Annotated in this window: 20 protein-coding genes; 6 read left to right on the top strand and 14 right to left on the bottom strand. The window is 48.2% G+C overall.

Annotation, left to right across the window (positions count from 1 at the left end):
* The first annotated feature begins 258 nt into the window (after nucleotides 1-258).
* Nucleotides 259-801, top strand: a complete 543-nt coding sequence (locus DXU84_RS23385; RefSeq protein ID WP_013573720.1) for a gamma carbonic anhydrase family protein — start codon at nucleotides 259-261, stop codon at nucleotides 799-801.
* A 51-nt stretch (nucleotides 802-852) separates the two neighbouring features.
* Here the strand turns inward: DXU84_RS23385 and aroE are convergent, their stop codons facing one another.
* From aroE to dprA, 5 genes are read right to left on the bottom strand one after another with little or no spacing between them, the layout of a single operon-like run.
* Nucleotides 853-1680, bottom strand: a complete 828-nt coding sequence (gene aroE / locus DXU84_RS23380) for a shikimate dehydrogenase (protein ID WP_153376732.1) — start codon at nucleotides 1678-1680, stop codon at nucleotides 853-855.
* A 3-nt stretch (nucleotides 1681-1683) separates the two neighbouring features.
* Nucleotides 1684-2253, bottom strand: a complete 570-nt coding sequence (gene tsaC / locus DXU84_RS23375; RefSeq protein ID WP_013573718.1) for an L-threonylcarbamoyladenylate synthase type 1 TsaC — start codon at nucleotides 2251-2253, stop codon at nucleotides 1684-1686.
* Entirely contained in the window at nucleotides 2246-2806 is a 561-nt protein-coding gene (locus DXU84_RS23370; protein ID WP_013573717.1) for a type I DNA topoisomerase, read from the bottom strand. The genes tsaC and DXU84_RS23370 overlap by 8 nt, the downstream gene beginning before the upstream one ends.
* A 24-nt stretch (nucleotides 2807-2830) precedes the next feature.
* Nucleotides 2831-3304: a DUF494 family protein gene (locus DXU84_RS23365; RefSeq protein WP_013573716.1), complete on the bottom strand. Its 474-nt coding sequence runs from the start codon at nucleotides 3302-3304 to the stop codon at nucleotides 2831-2833.
* Entirely contained in the window at nucleotides 3276-4445 is a 1170-nt protein-coding gene (dprA, locus tag DXU84_RS23360) for a DNA-protecting protein DprA (RefSeq protein ID WP_013573715.1), read from the bottom strand. Before dprA ends, DXU84_RS23365 begins: the two co-directional genes overlap by 29 nt.
* A gap of 128 nt (nucleotides 4446-4573) precedes the next feature.
* Here dprA and def point away from each other — a divergent pair, with 128 nt between their 5' ends.
* The 5 genes from def to mscL all read left to right on the top strand — a co-directional run bounded on the left by def (nucleotide 4574) and on the right by mscL (nucleotide 9390).
* Entirely contained in the window at nucleotides 4574-5086 is a 513-nt protein-coding gene (gene def / locus DXU84_RS23355) for a peptide deformylase (RefSeq protein ID WP_013573714.1), read from the top strand.
* 1 nt (nucleotide 5087) lies between these two features.
* The gene (fmt, locus tag DXU84_RS23350; protein ID WP_173362077.1) at nucleotides 5088-6047 is read left to right on the top strand and encodes a methionyl-tRNA formyltransferase; all 960 of its coding nucleotides are present in this window, start codon (nucleotides 5088-5090) and stop codon (nucleotides 6045-6047) included.
* A gap of 75 nt (nucleotides 6048-6122) precedes the next feature.
* A complete protein-coding gene (rsmB, locus tag DXU84_RS23345; protein WP_112152591.1) occupies nucleotides 6123-7412 on the top strand; it encodes a 16S rRNA (cytosine(967)-C(5))-methyltransferase RsmB in 1290 nt (429 codons plus the stop codon).
* Nucleotides 7413-7472: 60 nt separating this feature from the next.
* Nucleotides 7473-8849, top strand: coding sequence for a Trk system potassium transporter TrkA (gene trkA, locus DXU84_RS23340; protein ID WP_013573711.1), 1377 nt, complete (start codon nucleotides 7473-7475; stop codon nucleotides 8847-8849).
* A gap of 124 nt (nucleotides 8850-8973) precedes the next feature.
* Complete coding sequence (gene mscL, locus DXU84_RS23335) at nucleotides 8974-9390, top strand: large-conductance mechanosensitive channel protein MscL (RefSeq protein ID WP_013573710.1); 417 nt, start codon at nucleotides 8974-8976, stop codon at nucleotides 9388-9390.
* 15 nt (nucleotides 9391-9405) lie between these two features.
* On the opposite strand, the gene DXU84_RS23330 is transcribed toward mscL, so the two are convergent.
* The 9 genes from DXU84_RS23330 to rpmJ form a co-directional block, all read right to left on the bottom strand.
* A complete protein-coding gene (locus tag DXU84_RS23330) occupies nucleotides 9406-9606 on the bottom strand; it encodes an alternative ribosome-rescue factor A (protein WP_153376731.1) in 201 nt (66 codons plus the stop codon).
* Nucleotides 9607-9702: 96 nt separating this feature from the next.
* Nucleotides 9703-10119, bottom strand: a complete 417-nt coding sequence (gene zntR / locus DXU84_RS23325) for a Zn(2+)-responsive transcriptional regulator (protein WP_013573708.1) — start codon at nucleotides 10117-10119, stop codon at nucleotides 9703-9705.
* Between the two features lie 2 nt (nucleotides 10120-10121).
* Complete coding sequence (locus tag DXU84_RS23320; protein ID WP_013573707.1) at nucleotides 10122-10490, bottom strand: DUF1992 domain-containing protein; 369 nt, start codon at nucleotides 10488-10490, stop codon at nucleotides 10122-10124.
* 172 nt (nucleotides 10491-10662) lie between these two features.
* The gene (gene rplQ / locus DXU84_RS23315; protein WP_013573706.1) at nucleotides 10663-11052 is read right to left on the bottom strand and encodes a 50S ribosomal protein L17; all 390 of its coding nucleotides are present in this window, start codon (nucleotides 11050-11052) and stop codon (nucleotides 10663-10665) included.
* Between the two features lie 40 nt (nucleotides 11053-11092).
* Nucleotides 11093-12082 carry a DNA-directed RNA polymerase subunit alpha gene (gene rpoA, locus DXU84_RS23310; protein WP_002919219.1) on the bottom strand — a complete coding sequence of 330 codons (990 nt, stop codon included), beginning with the start codon at nucleotides 12080-12082 and terminating at the stop codon, nucleotides 11093-11095.
* A gap of 25 nt (nucleotides 12083-12107) precedes the next feature.
* Nucleotides 12108-12728: a 30S ribosomal protein S4 gene (gene rpsD, locus DXU84_RS23305; protein ID WP_013573705.1), complete on the bottom strand. Its 621-nt coding sequence runs from the start codon at nucleotides 12726-12728 to the stop codon at nucleotides 12108-12110.
* Nucleotides 12729-12758: 30 nt separating this feature from the next.
* On the bottom strand, nucleotides 12759-13148 hold the full coding sequence (rpsK, locus tag DXU84_RS23300; RefSeq protein WP_004929731.1) for a 30S ribosomal protein S11: 390 nt from the start codon (nucleotides 13146-13148) through the stop codon (nucleotides 12759-12761).
* A 17-nt stretch (nucleotides 13149-13165) separates the two neighbouring features.
* Nucleotides 13166-13522, bottom strand: coding sequence for a 30S ribosomal protein S13 (gene rpsM / locus DXU84_RS23295; RefSeq protein ID WP_013573704.1), 357 nt, complete (start codon nucleotides 13520-13522; stop codon nucleotides 13166-13168).
* A gap of 148 nt (nucleotides 13523-13670) precedes the next feature.
* A complete protein-coding gene (gene rpmJ / locus DXU84_RS23290; protein WP_002227352.1) occupies nucleotides 13671-13787 on the bottom strand; it encodes a 50S ribosomal protein L36 in 117 nt (38 codons plus the stop codon).
* Between the last annotated feature and the right edge of the window lie 10 nt (nucleotides 13788-13797).

Raw genomic sequence — 13797 nt, 5'->3', positions numbered from 1 at the left:
GTTTTTAATCTTTCCGACCCGGTCACTTCGTGATGTTGTTCACGTTGTTCCCTGTCGATGGAGCGGCATTATAGGGATCCGAATTTTTTGCACAAGCCTTTTTTCCAATAAAAGGATCGACTGCGTATTTTTCGACCCCTTCGCAGAGATCTCACCCGATCTGCTGCTTTTAACGCCGATCTTATCGCCCCTCAATTGGTATTTCCCCCGACCCGAACTATATTGCCAAGATTAATACTCACTTACGGGGTACTTCAGATGTCTCAGACTTTACGTTCTTATCAGGGATTAACACCAACATTGGGTGAAAGAGTGATGGTGGATCCCTCAAGCGTGGTGATTGGCGATGTGGATCTGGCTGATGACGTCAGTATCTGGCCACTGGTTGTGATACGTGGTGATGTGAATAATGTGGTTATCGGCTGTCGGACTAATGTGCAGGATGGAAGTGTGCTCCATGTGACTCATCAGTCACGACATAATCCCGAGGGGCACCCTCTTATTATTGGGGAAGACGTCACTGTCGGGCATAAGGCGATGCTGCATGGTTGCACGATCGGAAACAGAGTTTTGGTCGGAATGGGATCAATACTGCTGGATGGGGCTATCGTCGAAGACGATGTCATGATTGGCGCAGGCAGTCTGGTTCCACCTGGGAAAACACTCGAAAGTGGCTACCTCTATTTAGGAAGTCCTGTTAAGCAGATACGAGAACTGACTTCTGATGAACTCGCAGGACTGACATACTCTTCTAATAATTATGTGACATGGAAAGATCTCTATCTTTCACAGGAGCAATAAGAAGCGTACTGCCTGAACAGTAATAAATCTGATTGTTCAGGCATTTCACAATCACCCCAGCAAGTCTTTCTTTAGCTCCTCAAGCACTGGTTCTATTTGGGGCATCACCCCATGCCACAGATAAAAAGCGTGCGCTGCCTGCCCCACCAGCATCCCCAGCCCGTCTGCATAATGAGTTACCCCATTATTTTTCGCCCAGGTGATAAAAGGCGTTAAACCCGACTGATAAAACATGTCGTAGACGCGGGTCTGCGTCGTCAGCACACTTTCGGGGATCTCTGGGATCTGACCTTTAATACCCGATGCAGTAGCATTAATGATCAGATCGAAAGATTCATCAGCCAGATCGGCCAAAGCAATAGCCCGGATATTCCCTTTCTTTTCGAAAATATGGCTCAGGTGCTGTGCGCGTTCAAACGTCCGGTTAGTAACAACAACCGGGCAGCCATAGTACAGTAAAGGAAGTATCACCCCACGCGCAGCGCCACCAGCACCAATCAGAAGAACCCGGTCCCCTCGCTTTAAAAGCGCCAGCCGCTCAAGATCATTCAACATGCCGATGCCGTCGGTGTTATCCCCAAGCAATCGCCCATCTTCGAACTTTTTAAGCGTATTCACAGCACCCGACATGGCAGCCCGCTCGGTCAGCTCATCTGACTCAGCAAAAGCGCGCTCTTTGAAAGGTACCGTAATATTTGCCCCCAGCGCTCCGTTTTCAAAAAAGGAACGCAACGTCTCTTCAAACGCTTCTTGCGGGGCCAGAACCGTGCCATATGTGTGATCGATCCCCGTCTGACGGGCGAAAAGCGCATGAATGCGAGGGGATTTGCTATGGCCGATCGGATTTCCAAATACCGCAAAAGATGGCGTGACTTTCATTTGTTAACCTTGACGAATAAGGTTGCCAGTGAGGGCATCCCGAATTTCAGATGGATTATCTCTTCCTCCTACATCGCCATCCAGAACGGGAAAATCTTTCCCAAACTGAAGCCTGACTTCTTCAGACAAACGGCAAGGAGGTTGCCCGTTCAGGTTCGCACTGGTTGAAACCAGTGGTTTTCCAAATTTTTGGCAGAGTTCTTTTACCAGAGGATGGTCTGTGACACGCACCGCCAGCGAAGTGAAACGGCCGGTAAGCCAATCAGGTGTCGAGGGTTTTGCAGGCATAACCCAGGTAACGGGGCCTGGCCAGAATGAAACGACATGCGCAAGCTGTTGCTCCGTTAAAGATGAGTCATCAATATAAGGAAGGAGCTGCTGATAATTGTCAGCAATCAGAATGAGTCCTTTATCTTTTGGACGTTTTTTCAGCGCCAGCAATGCCTCGACGGCTTGTTCGCTATCTGGGTCACACCCCAACCCGAAAACCGCTTCCGTTGGATAAGCAATAACATGTTGTCCGTGAAGCGCCTCAAGCACTGCACTGAATGATTTTTCTGTCTCTTTATTCATCTTGTTCGTTATCTTTTATTTCTACGGCTTTGCCGCACAATTTACTGGCACAGAATAACTTAATCCCCTGAGCCGTTTTCTTTTCCATCAACAATGGGTAATGGCAATGAACACATTCTCCTGCAACTGGCTTATTATTGATGGCAAACTGACATTCCGGGTAACGATCACAGGCGTGGAATACTTTGCCAAAACGTGATTTGCGCTGTAACAGATGACCCTTTCCACATTGCGGGCAGCCCAGAGTAGTTTCTTCTGGCTTATCGATAGCTTCAATATGATCGCATTCAGGATACTGACTGCAACCAATGAACATGCCGTAACGCCCCTGCCGCAGCACCAAAGTGGAGTCACATTCAGGGCATGCCTGTCCTTCCAGGATTTTCACAATATGCCCATCCGCCTGTGATTTCAGGGGACGAACATACTGACATTGCGGGTAGGATGAACAACTGAGAAAGGGGCCGTGACGACCACTACGGATCACCAAATCGGCCCCGCATGCTGGACAGGATCCATTTTGCTTATCAGCAAAAAGTGCTGCTTTTGTCATATGTTACGTTTTACCTGTTATCTCTTAGTGCAGATAACCTTCATTAACTTCAAATAATAGCTCTTCCATTTGCTGATACGCTCTTTCATATCCGGGAATATTAAACAGAACCATCAGCACGACCCACTTCAGATCTTCAAGATCGAATTCTTCAGTGTCCAGAGCCATAACACGATCGATAACCATCTCTCTGGTATCGAAATTCAATACTTTGATTTGTTCCAGAAACAGCAAAAAACCACGACAACTGCTATCTAACCGACTCGTTTCCTCATCGGTATACACACGTAATGCTGAAGGATCAGAATCCAGCATATAAGATGGGGTTCCACCCTCTTGCATATCCGCAAGTTTTTCAAGCCAATTCAGCGCATTGTGAATATCAGCCCGGTGAAAACCAGCCTCGGCCAAGTCATCCGTTAACCTATCCTCGTCAACATTCATCTCCGCTTCGTTGTGAATGTAAGTTTCAAATAAGTACATTAGTACGTCGAACATGGCTTGCCCTCTTAATTCGGACATAGCCGCCGGGTACAGCTGCGATCCATCCTGCTAACTCCAGTTCGAGTAGTTTACCTACAACTTCTGGCACAGGTTGGCCGGCACGTTCGGCGACGACGTCAACAGATGTCACCTCATATTCTACGTTAGCCAACACATCAGCAAATGGCAATTCAACTTCGCTATCTGGCGCACAAATATTCACCTCTGACGCATCAGAGTGACCATCCGGAGGCATTTTCAAGGATTCTGACGCTTTGATATTTGGAAACCAGGTCAGCCCGCTTCCTATATGTTCGGCGATATCATTGGGCTCAGTCACCAGATAAGCGCCCTGCTGAATAAGCCAGTGTGTTCCTTCGCAGGTTGCACTTCCCAGCGGGCCTGGCAACGCGAACACTTCCCTTCCTTGCTCCAGTGCATAGCGTGCAGTAATCAATGAGCCGCTGCGCAGCGTGGCTTCGATAACAAGTACACCCGCACTCAACCCGCTGATAACCCGGTTACGGCGGGGAAAGTGGGCTGCTAAAGGCGGCGCAGTCACCAGATGTTCTGAAACCAGAGCTCCTCCCTGCTCGAGGATGCGATCTGCGAGCTTCAGATGACAGGGTGGATAGCGCTTCATCAGTCCGCTTCCCAACACAGCAATCGTCTTACCCTGAGCTTCTAGTGTTGCCTTATGGCTGATTCCATCAATTCCCATTGCCAGACCGCTTGTCACGGTAAAACCACTGCTGACCAGGCCCCCTGCAAATACCTGTGCATATTGTTCGCCATAATGTGAGTAATCGCGGCTTCCCACCATCGCTATTTGCGGGGATAGCAGTAATTCAGCGGCTCCTTCTGCGAACAAAATCAGAGGCGGGGAGGATATTTGTGCTAATAGCGGGGAATAAAACTCGCTACCAAAAGTAATAAGATGACAATTCTCTCCTTCCAGCCATTTCAATGATTCAACTAACCAGCGCTGATTAATATGCTGAAAATCGGCTATTTGTTCGGGGAGAAGCCCACTGTTTGCTAATTCTGAGGACGAATAAATGCCCCGGCAGAATAAGGTCTGAATGATCCCCATAGCGTGATGAGGATCGAGGCGTTTTACCACCGACAAACGTATCCATGCTTCCTGTAATGTCATTATCCATTCCCTTCTCAAGGCCTTTCAGCGACTGATACAATTGGCAGAGGATGCTGTCAATCTGGGCAGGAAATGTCTAGAATAGAGTCTATATATCTTCAATCAATTGAATAAAGATCCAGAAAAATATGTCCGTATTACAGATATTACATTTCCCAGACGAGCGGCTTCGCATAACGGCAAAACCGGTCAAAGAAGTTAACGCTGAAATCCAGCAGATCGTGGATGATATGTTTGAAACCATGTATGCAGAGGAAGGCATTGGCCTTGCTGCAACTCAGGTCGATATTCATCAGCGTATCATCGTGATTGATGTCTCTGAAAACCGCGACGAGCGTCTGGTTCTCATCAACCCTGAATTGCTGGAAAAGAGCGGCGAAACCGGGATTGAAGAAGGCTGTCTGTCGATCCCTGATCAACGGGCGCTGGTGCCGCGTGCTGAAAAAGTAAAAATCCGCGCGCTTGACCGTGACGGTAAAACCTTCGAGCTCGAAGCCGATGATCTGCTGGCAATTTGTATCCAGCATGAAATGGATCATCTGGTAGGTAAATTATTCGTGGATTACTTGTCTCCGTTGAAACGTCAGCGTATTCGCCAGAAAATGGAAAAAATGGCCAAGCTGAACGCACGGGCTGACTAATATTCGTGTAACACAGGACACTGCTTTGCGAATCATATTTGCCGGTACTCCGGACTTTGCAGCGCGTCATCTTGACGCGCTTTTATCATCAGAACATCAGGTTGTCGGTGTTTTCACTCAGCCCGATCGCCCTGCTGGCCGCGGTAATAAACTTACCGCAAGTCCGGTTAAAGTTCTGGCTCAAACCCACGACATCCCGGTTTTCCAGCCTAAATCCTTGCGCCCGGAAGAGAATCAGTCTCTGGTTTCCGCGCTTGAGGCGGACATTATGGTAGTCGTTGCTTATGGTTTGATCCTGCCAAAAGCCGTGCTTGATATGCCGAAATTGGGCTGCATCAATGTGCATGGCTCATTATTGCCACGCTGGCGTGGCGCAGCACCGATTCAGCGATCTCTTTGGGCAGGTGATACAAAAACAGGTATCACCATCATGCAGATGGATGTCGGCCTTGATACCGGCGATATGCTGCACAAAGTAGAATGTGACATTCTCCCCGAGGATACCAGCGCATCGCTTTACAACAAGCTGGCTGAGCTGGGCCCACAGGGTATGCTTGAAACATTACAGCAGTTGGCGAACGGCTCAGCAAAACCTGAAGTTCAAAGCGAAGAGCACGTAACCTACGCTGAGAAACTCAGCAAGGAAGAAGCCCGCTTAGACTGGAATCTATCGGCCGAACAACTTGAACGCTGTATTCGTGCATTTAACCCATGGCCCGTCAGCTTCTTTATGATTGATGATCAGCCTGTGAAAGTCTGGCAGGCTGAATGTCTGTCAGGAAAAAGCAGCGCTGCACCCGGGACTATTGTTGCTGCCGACAAAAAGGGTATTCAGATTGCAACATCCGATGGCATCCTGAACATCACCCAGTTACAACCCTCAGGTAAAAAAGCAATGTCCGCACAGGATTTGCTGAACTCTCGTCGCGAATGGTTTATCGAAGGCACGCGTTTAGCCTGACCATAACGACTACGCCCGATATTTCGTCGGGCCTTATCTCTTTGATAATGCTGGCTCCGGTCAGCTTTTTTGACTATGAAAACAGCCTATAATCTCCGTAGCATTGCCGCTCAAGCCATCAGCCAGGTTTTGGACAAAGGATTATCCCTGTCCACTGTTCTTCCTGGTCTGCAGAAAAACGTCTCAGAAAAAGATCGCGGACTCCTTCAGGAGCTGTGCTTTGGTACGCTTCGCGTCCTCCCACAGTTGGAATGGTGCTTGCAGCAACTGATGGCAAAACCTCTCACTGGTAAGCAAAGAACATTGCATTACTTACTGATGGTGGGTCTGTATCAGCTGATCCATACCCGGATTCCGGCACACGCCGTACTGGCTGAAACTGTTGACGGTGCCGTTGCGCTAAAACGCCCTCAGTTAAAAGGTCTGATCAACGGCGTGTTGCGTCAGTTTCAGCGGCAGCAGGAAGAATTGCTTCAACGCATGGCCAACAATGACAGCCGCCATCTCCACCCGAGCTGGCTTCTTAACCGCCTGAAAAAAGCTTACCCCACTGACTGGGAAAGTATCGTTGATGCCAATAATCAAAGGCCGCCGATGTGGCTGCGCGTCAACAGGCAGCATCACACACGCGACGAGTACCTACACCTGTTAAACGAAGTACACATCGAAGCAGTTCCGCATCCGGAATACCGCGATGCATTACGGCTGAACACGCCATGTCAGGTAAACCTTCTTCCGGGATTCACAGAAGGCTGGGTCACCGTTCAGGATGCTTCGGCACAAGGCAGTGTTGATCTGCTGGATCCACAGAATGGCGAATTGATCCTCGACTTATGTTGCGCGCCGGGCGGGAAAACTACCCATATTCTGGAAGCTGCACCTAAAGCGCATGTTCTCGCTGTTGATGTGGATGAGCAACGTTTGAAACGTGTTCATGAAAACCTTCAGCGTTTGAAACTCAGCGCGGAAGTGAAGCAAGGCGATGGGCGCGAGCCGCAGATGTGGGCAGGTGATCGCATTTTCGACCGCATTCTTCTCGATGCCCCCTGTTCAGCGACGGGCGTTATCCGCCGGCATCCTGACATCAAATGGCTGCGCAGAGACAGTGATATTGCCGAACTCGCCAGCCTCCAAAAAGAAATTCTTGATGCCATCTGGCCACGGCTAAAAAGTAAAGGGATCATGGTGTACGCCACCTGTTCGATTTTGCCGGATGAAAACTGCCAGCAAATAGCCTCATTCCTCGAATCACATCAGGATGCTACGCTGGTTGAAACCGGAACGATGGAAAAACCGGGCCGACAGAATCTTCCACATCCTGAAGATGGCGATGGATTCTATTACGCTAAACTTGTTAAAAGCTGAATATCTCGTATTAGTGCTGTTTACTCAGGCTAATACCTTCGAGGCAAAGCAGAGAGTCATATGAAAATAATCATTCTCGGGGCCGGGCAAGTTGGCGGAACACTTGCCGAAAACCTGGTAGGTGAAAACAACGACATCACGGTTGTCGACACGAATACCATCCGGCTGCGTCAGCTTCAGGATAAGTTTGACCTGCGTGTAGTCCAGGGGCACGGTTCTCACCCTCGTGTACTTCGCGAAGCCGGCGCCGAAGATGCAGATATGCTGGTGGCTGTGACGAATTCCGATGAAACTAATATGGTCGCCTGCCAGATTGCCTATTCACTGTTTAACACACCAAACCGCATTGCCCGTATCCGTTCAACTGAATATATCCGTGAATCTGAAAAACTTTTCCATCCGGAAGCCGTGCCTATCGACCACCTGATTTCTCCGGAGCAACTGGTCACGGATTATATCTACAAACTCATTGAGTATCCGGGTGCACTACAGGTGGTGAATTTCGCAGAAGGCAAAGTCAGTATTGCGGCGGTAAAAGCCTATTACGGTGGGCCTTTAGTCGGTAATGCACTCTCTTCAATGCGTGAACACATGCCGCACATTGAAACGCGGGTTGCAGCCATTTTCCGCCAGGATCGTCCTATTCGCCCCCAGGGTTCAACCATTATCGAAGCCGGTGATGAAGTATTCTTTGTGGCTGCTTCTCAGCATATCCGTGCAGTCATGAGCGAGCTTCAGAGGCTCGAAAAGCCTTATAAACGAATCATGATCGTAGGTGGCGGCAATGTCGGGGCGGGGCTTGCACAACGGCTAGAGAAGAATTACAGCGTAAAACTCATCGAGCGGGATCAGCAGCGAGCCGCAGAGCTTGCAGAGATATTGCAAGATACGATTGTCTTCTACGGTGATGCCTCGGATCAGGAATTGCTGGCTGAAGAGCATATTGAACAAGTGGATGTATTCATCGCTATTACCAATGATGATGAAGCGAACATCATGTCCGCAATGCTGGCCAAGAGGATGGGCGCGAAAAAGGCGATGGTTCTCATCCAGCGCAGTGCATATGTCGATTTGGTGCAGGGCAGCGTCATCGATATTGCAATTTCGCCTCAGCAGGCAACGATTTCAGCGTTGCTTGGACACGTCAGAAAAGCAGACATCGTCAGTGTTTCATCGCTGAGACGCGGTGTCGCGGAAGCCATTGAAGCAATTGCACATGGCGATGAGACAACATCAAAAGTTGTGGGTCGTACCGTGGAACAAATCAAACTGCCACCCGGTACAACGATTGGGGCTATTGTGCGCGGTAATGAGGTTATTATTGCCAACGGCACCAGCAGGATCCAACAGGGTGACCATGTTGTGATGTTTATTACCGATAAGAAGTTTGTCAGGGATGTTGAACGGCTGTTCCAGCCAAGCCCATTCTTCTTATAAATTGCACCTTTTGTTAATCGAATTTAGCGTTAATTGAGTTTCAGATGAGAAGTTTTGTAGCGAAGACCCTGCAAATGGTCTTTACTTGGTTTGACATATTTGATGAATTTGCCAAGGAGTATTTATGAGTTTTATGAAAGAGTTTCGTGAGTTTGCCATGCGCGGCAACGTGGTCGACCTGGCAGTCGGTGTTATCATCGGCGCCGCTTTTGGCAAAATAGTATCGTCATTTGTCGCTGATATTATTATGCCACCGCTAGGCTTGCTGATTGGCGGAGTTGATTTTAAGCAGTTTGCTTTTGTCCTCAGGGAGGCCCAGGGAGCAGCACCCGCAGTAGTCATGCATTACGGGGTATTCATTCAGAACGTGTTTGATTTCATCATTGTTGCACTGGCCATATTCTGCGCAATTACCTTGATGAATAAAATGCGTCGTAAGCAGGAAGATAAGCCCGCTGCACCACCTAAACCAACAGCGGAAGAAACTCTGTTAGCGGAAATTCGTGATTTGCTGAAAGAGCAGCAGGCACCGAAACTGTAATTCTGCTTAGACTGATTAGAAGGGCAGTGTTGAATACTCAAACGAACACTCAACACTGCCCTCCAGATAATTCCCCTTCCCATTTTTCTCTTTGCGACGGTAGCTCCCTTTCCCTTTTTGATTTTTCTCAACACGCTGTTTGAACAGTGGATCATGAAGAAGCGCTTGTAACGCGTTATTCTGAATGATGCCTTTTTGATGCTTATAATGGCTCATAAAACCTCGATATGATTAATAGTAGTGAACAAAATGCGCACACATCATACTGCTATAATCCTGACTATGAAAGTGGCTATTATACGACCAGAACATTCAAGCTACTTTACCCGCTCCATCCTCTAATGCTTCTAAAATAGAGCAACTTACGCTCGTATGTGAGGAGCCACAACAAGCGGCACTCAATCTTTGCAGGGATTCACGCATCTGATTAAGCTCCTTTAATTTAAGCTCAACCTCTGCGAGTCGTTCATCCACAATAGACTTTGACTCCTGACAAGTATGATGCAAAGGATCGATTCGAATAGAAAGTAACTCCTTGATTGCATCAAGCGTAAAACCTGTAGATTTGGCATAGCGGATGAAGCGTAAGCGCTGCACATCGCTTTCATCATATTGCCGATAACCTGATGTATTACGTGTGCCCGTTCCCATCATTCCCTGCTTTTCATAGTAACGAATAGTATCTGTGGACACGCTGGCCAGCCTGGCAAGTTCACCAATTTTATACATGTCTATTTCCCTCTCAATTTATCCTTCAGTGCATTTTTGTAATGCCCCCGAAGAAAGTCAGTGTTCATACCTGCCTGCTGTAAACGCATTTGTAAAACCTTCAGACGCTTTTCTGCGGGAAGAAACTTTGGATCATCACTGTCTAATATGTTCAGTAGATGATCCAAATCGATCGCCTCTTTTCGATCCTGCAACTCAGGCGGCAAATAGCCTGCATTTTTCAAGATACGATAGGACGTTCTGAGCTCCTCCGGAACTGCGCTCTCGTCATCAATGATAACGGGACGCCCATTTCCAGGAAGGTTATCAAATTCACCCTTTTCCTGAGCATCTTTGATGTGCTTTTCAACCCACTGATCAATTAGAAACATGATTTCGCCTTTGTCACATTGAACGGGCCATCTTAGATCATAGCTGGAAGCGACGCGCTGGAAAAGAGAGTGGAATTTAGCATGGTGAAAACTGGGAAGAAAAGGTTTAGAAACGTGAATTTTAGATGTAAAAAAACCGGGCAAAAGCCCGGTTTTTTCATGCATCTACAGATTATTCAGCAGTTGCTACTTCTGCTTTTGACTCTGCACGATCAACGAGCTCGATGTATGCCATCGGCGCATTGTCGCCTGCACGGAAGCCACACTTAAGAATACGAGTGTAACCACCAGCACGGCTCGCGAAACGCGGACCCAGTTCATTAAACAGTTTTGCCACGATCTCGTTATCACGAGTACGGGCGAATGCCAGACGACGATTTGCAACATTGTCGGTCTTGGCAAGAGTAATCAGCGGCTCAACAACGCGACGCAGCTCTTTCGCTTTCGGCAGGGTCGTCTTGATGATCTCATGACGAACCAAAGAGCCGGCCATGTTACGGAACATAGCCTGTCGGTGGCTGCTGTTACGGTTCAGTTGACGACCACTCTTACGATGGCGCATGACCTTATCCTTCTCAGTAAAACCTTAACCTGTGATCCGGTTACTCGTCAGCAATACTTGCTGGTGGCCAGTTTTCCAGGCGCATGCCCAGAGACAAACCACGGGACGCAAGTACGTCTTTGATCTCAGTAAGAGATTTTTTACCCAGGTTAGGTGTTTTAAGTAACTCAACCTCGGTACGCTGTACCAGATCACCGATGTAGTGGATTGCTTCTGCTTTAAGGCAGTTAGCAGAGCGGACAGTCAATTCCAGATCGTCAACAGGGCGCAGCAGGATTGGATCGAATTCCGGCTTCTCTTCTTTGACTTCCGGTTGACGTACATCACGTAAATCAACGAAAGCTTCAAGTTGTTCAGCAAGAATGGTTGCCGCACGACGAATCGCCTCTTCAGGATCGATCGTACCGTTGGTTTCCATTTCGATAACCAGCTTGTCCAAATCAGTACGCTGTTCTACACGCGCTGCTTCAACATTGTAGGCAATTCGCTCTACAGGGCTGTAGCATGCGTCTACTAACAGACGACCAATTGGGCGCTCATCTTCTTCCGAATGAATTCGGGCAGACGCCGGCACATAACCACGACCGCGCTGAACTTTGATACGCATGCTAATTGCAGCGTTCTCATCGGTCAGGTGGCAGATGACATGTTGCGGCTTGACGATTTCGACATCACCATCATGGGTAATGTCGGCTGCAGTCACAGGGCCAATGCCAGACTTATTCAGGGTAAGAATAACTTCATCTTTCCCTTGAACTCTCACCGCCAGCCCTTTCAGGTTGAGCAGGATCTCCAGGATATCTTCCTGTACGCCTTCTTTGGTGCTGTACTCATGCAGTACACCATCAATCTCAACCTCGGTCACCGCGCAACCCGGCATGGATGAAAGCAGAATACGGCGCAGTGCGTTGCCTAAAGTATGGCCAAAGCCACGTTCTAAAGGCTCAAGGGTCACCTTGGCGTGCGTCGAACTGACTTGCTCGATATCTACCAGGCGCGGTTTTAGAAACTCTGTCACAGAACCCTGCATTGTGTCCTCTCTTTGGTACTAAGCTTTACTTGGAGTAAAGCTCGACGATCAGGTGTTCGTTAATGTCGGAAGACAGATCAGTACGTTCAGGCATACGCTTGAACACACCTTCCATCTTAGCAGCATCAACTTCAAGCCAAGTCGGCTTTTCACGCTGTTCAGCCAACTCCAAAGCGGCCTTCACGCGAGATTGCTTTTTAGCTTTCTCACGGATGCTGACAACGTCATTCGGAGATACCTGATAAGAAGCGATGTTAACAACGCGACCGTTTACCATAATAGCTTTGTGGCTAACTAACTGGCGGGATTCCGCACGAGTAGCGCCGAAGCCCATACGATAAATGACGTTGTCCAAACGACCTTCAAGCAGTTGCAACAGGTTTTCACCAGTGTTGCCTTTCAGGCGTGCTGCTTCTTTATAATAGTTACGGAACTGACGCTCCAGAACACCGTAAGTACGGCGAACTTTTTGCTTTTCACGTAACTGTACACCGTAGTCAGACAGACGCGGCTTACGCGCACCATGCTGACCAGGAGCTTGTTCGATTTTACACTTGGTATCGATCGCGCGAACGCCAGATTTAAGGAATAAATCTGTGCCCTCACGACGGCTAAGCTTGAGCTTAGGACCCAAATATCTTGCCATTTTCTCTCTCCAACAAACCTAAAAGCAGCGTTATACGCGACGCTTTTTCGGCGGACGACAACCGTTATGAGGGATAGGAGTCACATCAGTAATATTAGTGATGCGGAAACCAGCCGCGTTTAATGCGCGGATAGTAGACTCACGACCAGGACCAGGTCCTTTAACCATAACTTCCAGATTCTTGATACCGTATTCTTTCACTGCGTCAGCGCAGCGCTCTGCTGCAACCTGAGCTGCGAACGGAGTGGATTTACGAGAACCACGGAAACCGGAACCACCAGCTGTTGCCCAACCCAAAGCATTACCCTGACGATCGGTAATGGTAACAATGGTGTTGTTGAAAGAAGCATGGATATGAGCCACGCCGTCAGAGACTTGTTTTCTTACACGTTTACGTGTACGAACAGGTGCCTTTGCCATTTATTCAATCACCCCGATTATTTCTTGATCGGTTTACGCGGACCCTTACGGGTACGTGCGTTAGTCTTGGTACGCTGACCGCGCACTGGAAGACCACGACGATGACGCAAACCACGATAAGTTCCAAGGTCCATAAGACGCTTGATGCTCAGGGTGACTTCACGACGCAGATCACCTTCAACAATGAACTTGGCAACTTCGTCACGCAGTTTTTCGATTTGCTCTTCAGACAGCTCACTGATCTTAACATTTTCAGCAATACCGGATGCAGCACAGATAGACTGTGAGCGGGTTTTGCCGATACCGTAGATCGAAGTTAATGCGATTACAGTATGTTTCTGATCAGGAATGTTAATGCCTGCTATACGGGCCACTATGCACTCCTACTATTTATATACGGCAACACCATTCTGAAAAGCCCGTTTTCAGGATACTCAAATAGTATTGCTGCTTACATACAAAAGATTGGCTGGCTAATCTAGCCAGCTCAACCCAACTTTGCAAGAAAAATATGCGAGATAATCAGCCTTGACGCTGTTTATGCTTCGGTTCTGCACTGCAGATTACGCGAACGACACCGTTACGCTTAACAATTTTGCAGTTACGACATAATTTCTTGACGGAAGCACGAACTTTCATTTTTACTCTC

The organism is Rahnella sp. RcJ3, from assembly GCF_009498575.1.
Taxonomy (GTDB): Bacteria; Pseudomonadota; Gammaproteobacteria; order Enterobacterales; family Enterobacteriaceae; genus Rahnella; species Rahnella aceris.
The sequence above is the reverse complement of the archived record's forward strand: the minus strand, read 5'-3'. Positions and strand labels throughout refer to the sequence as shown.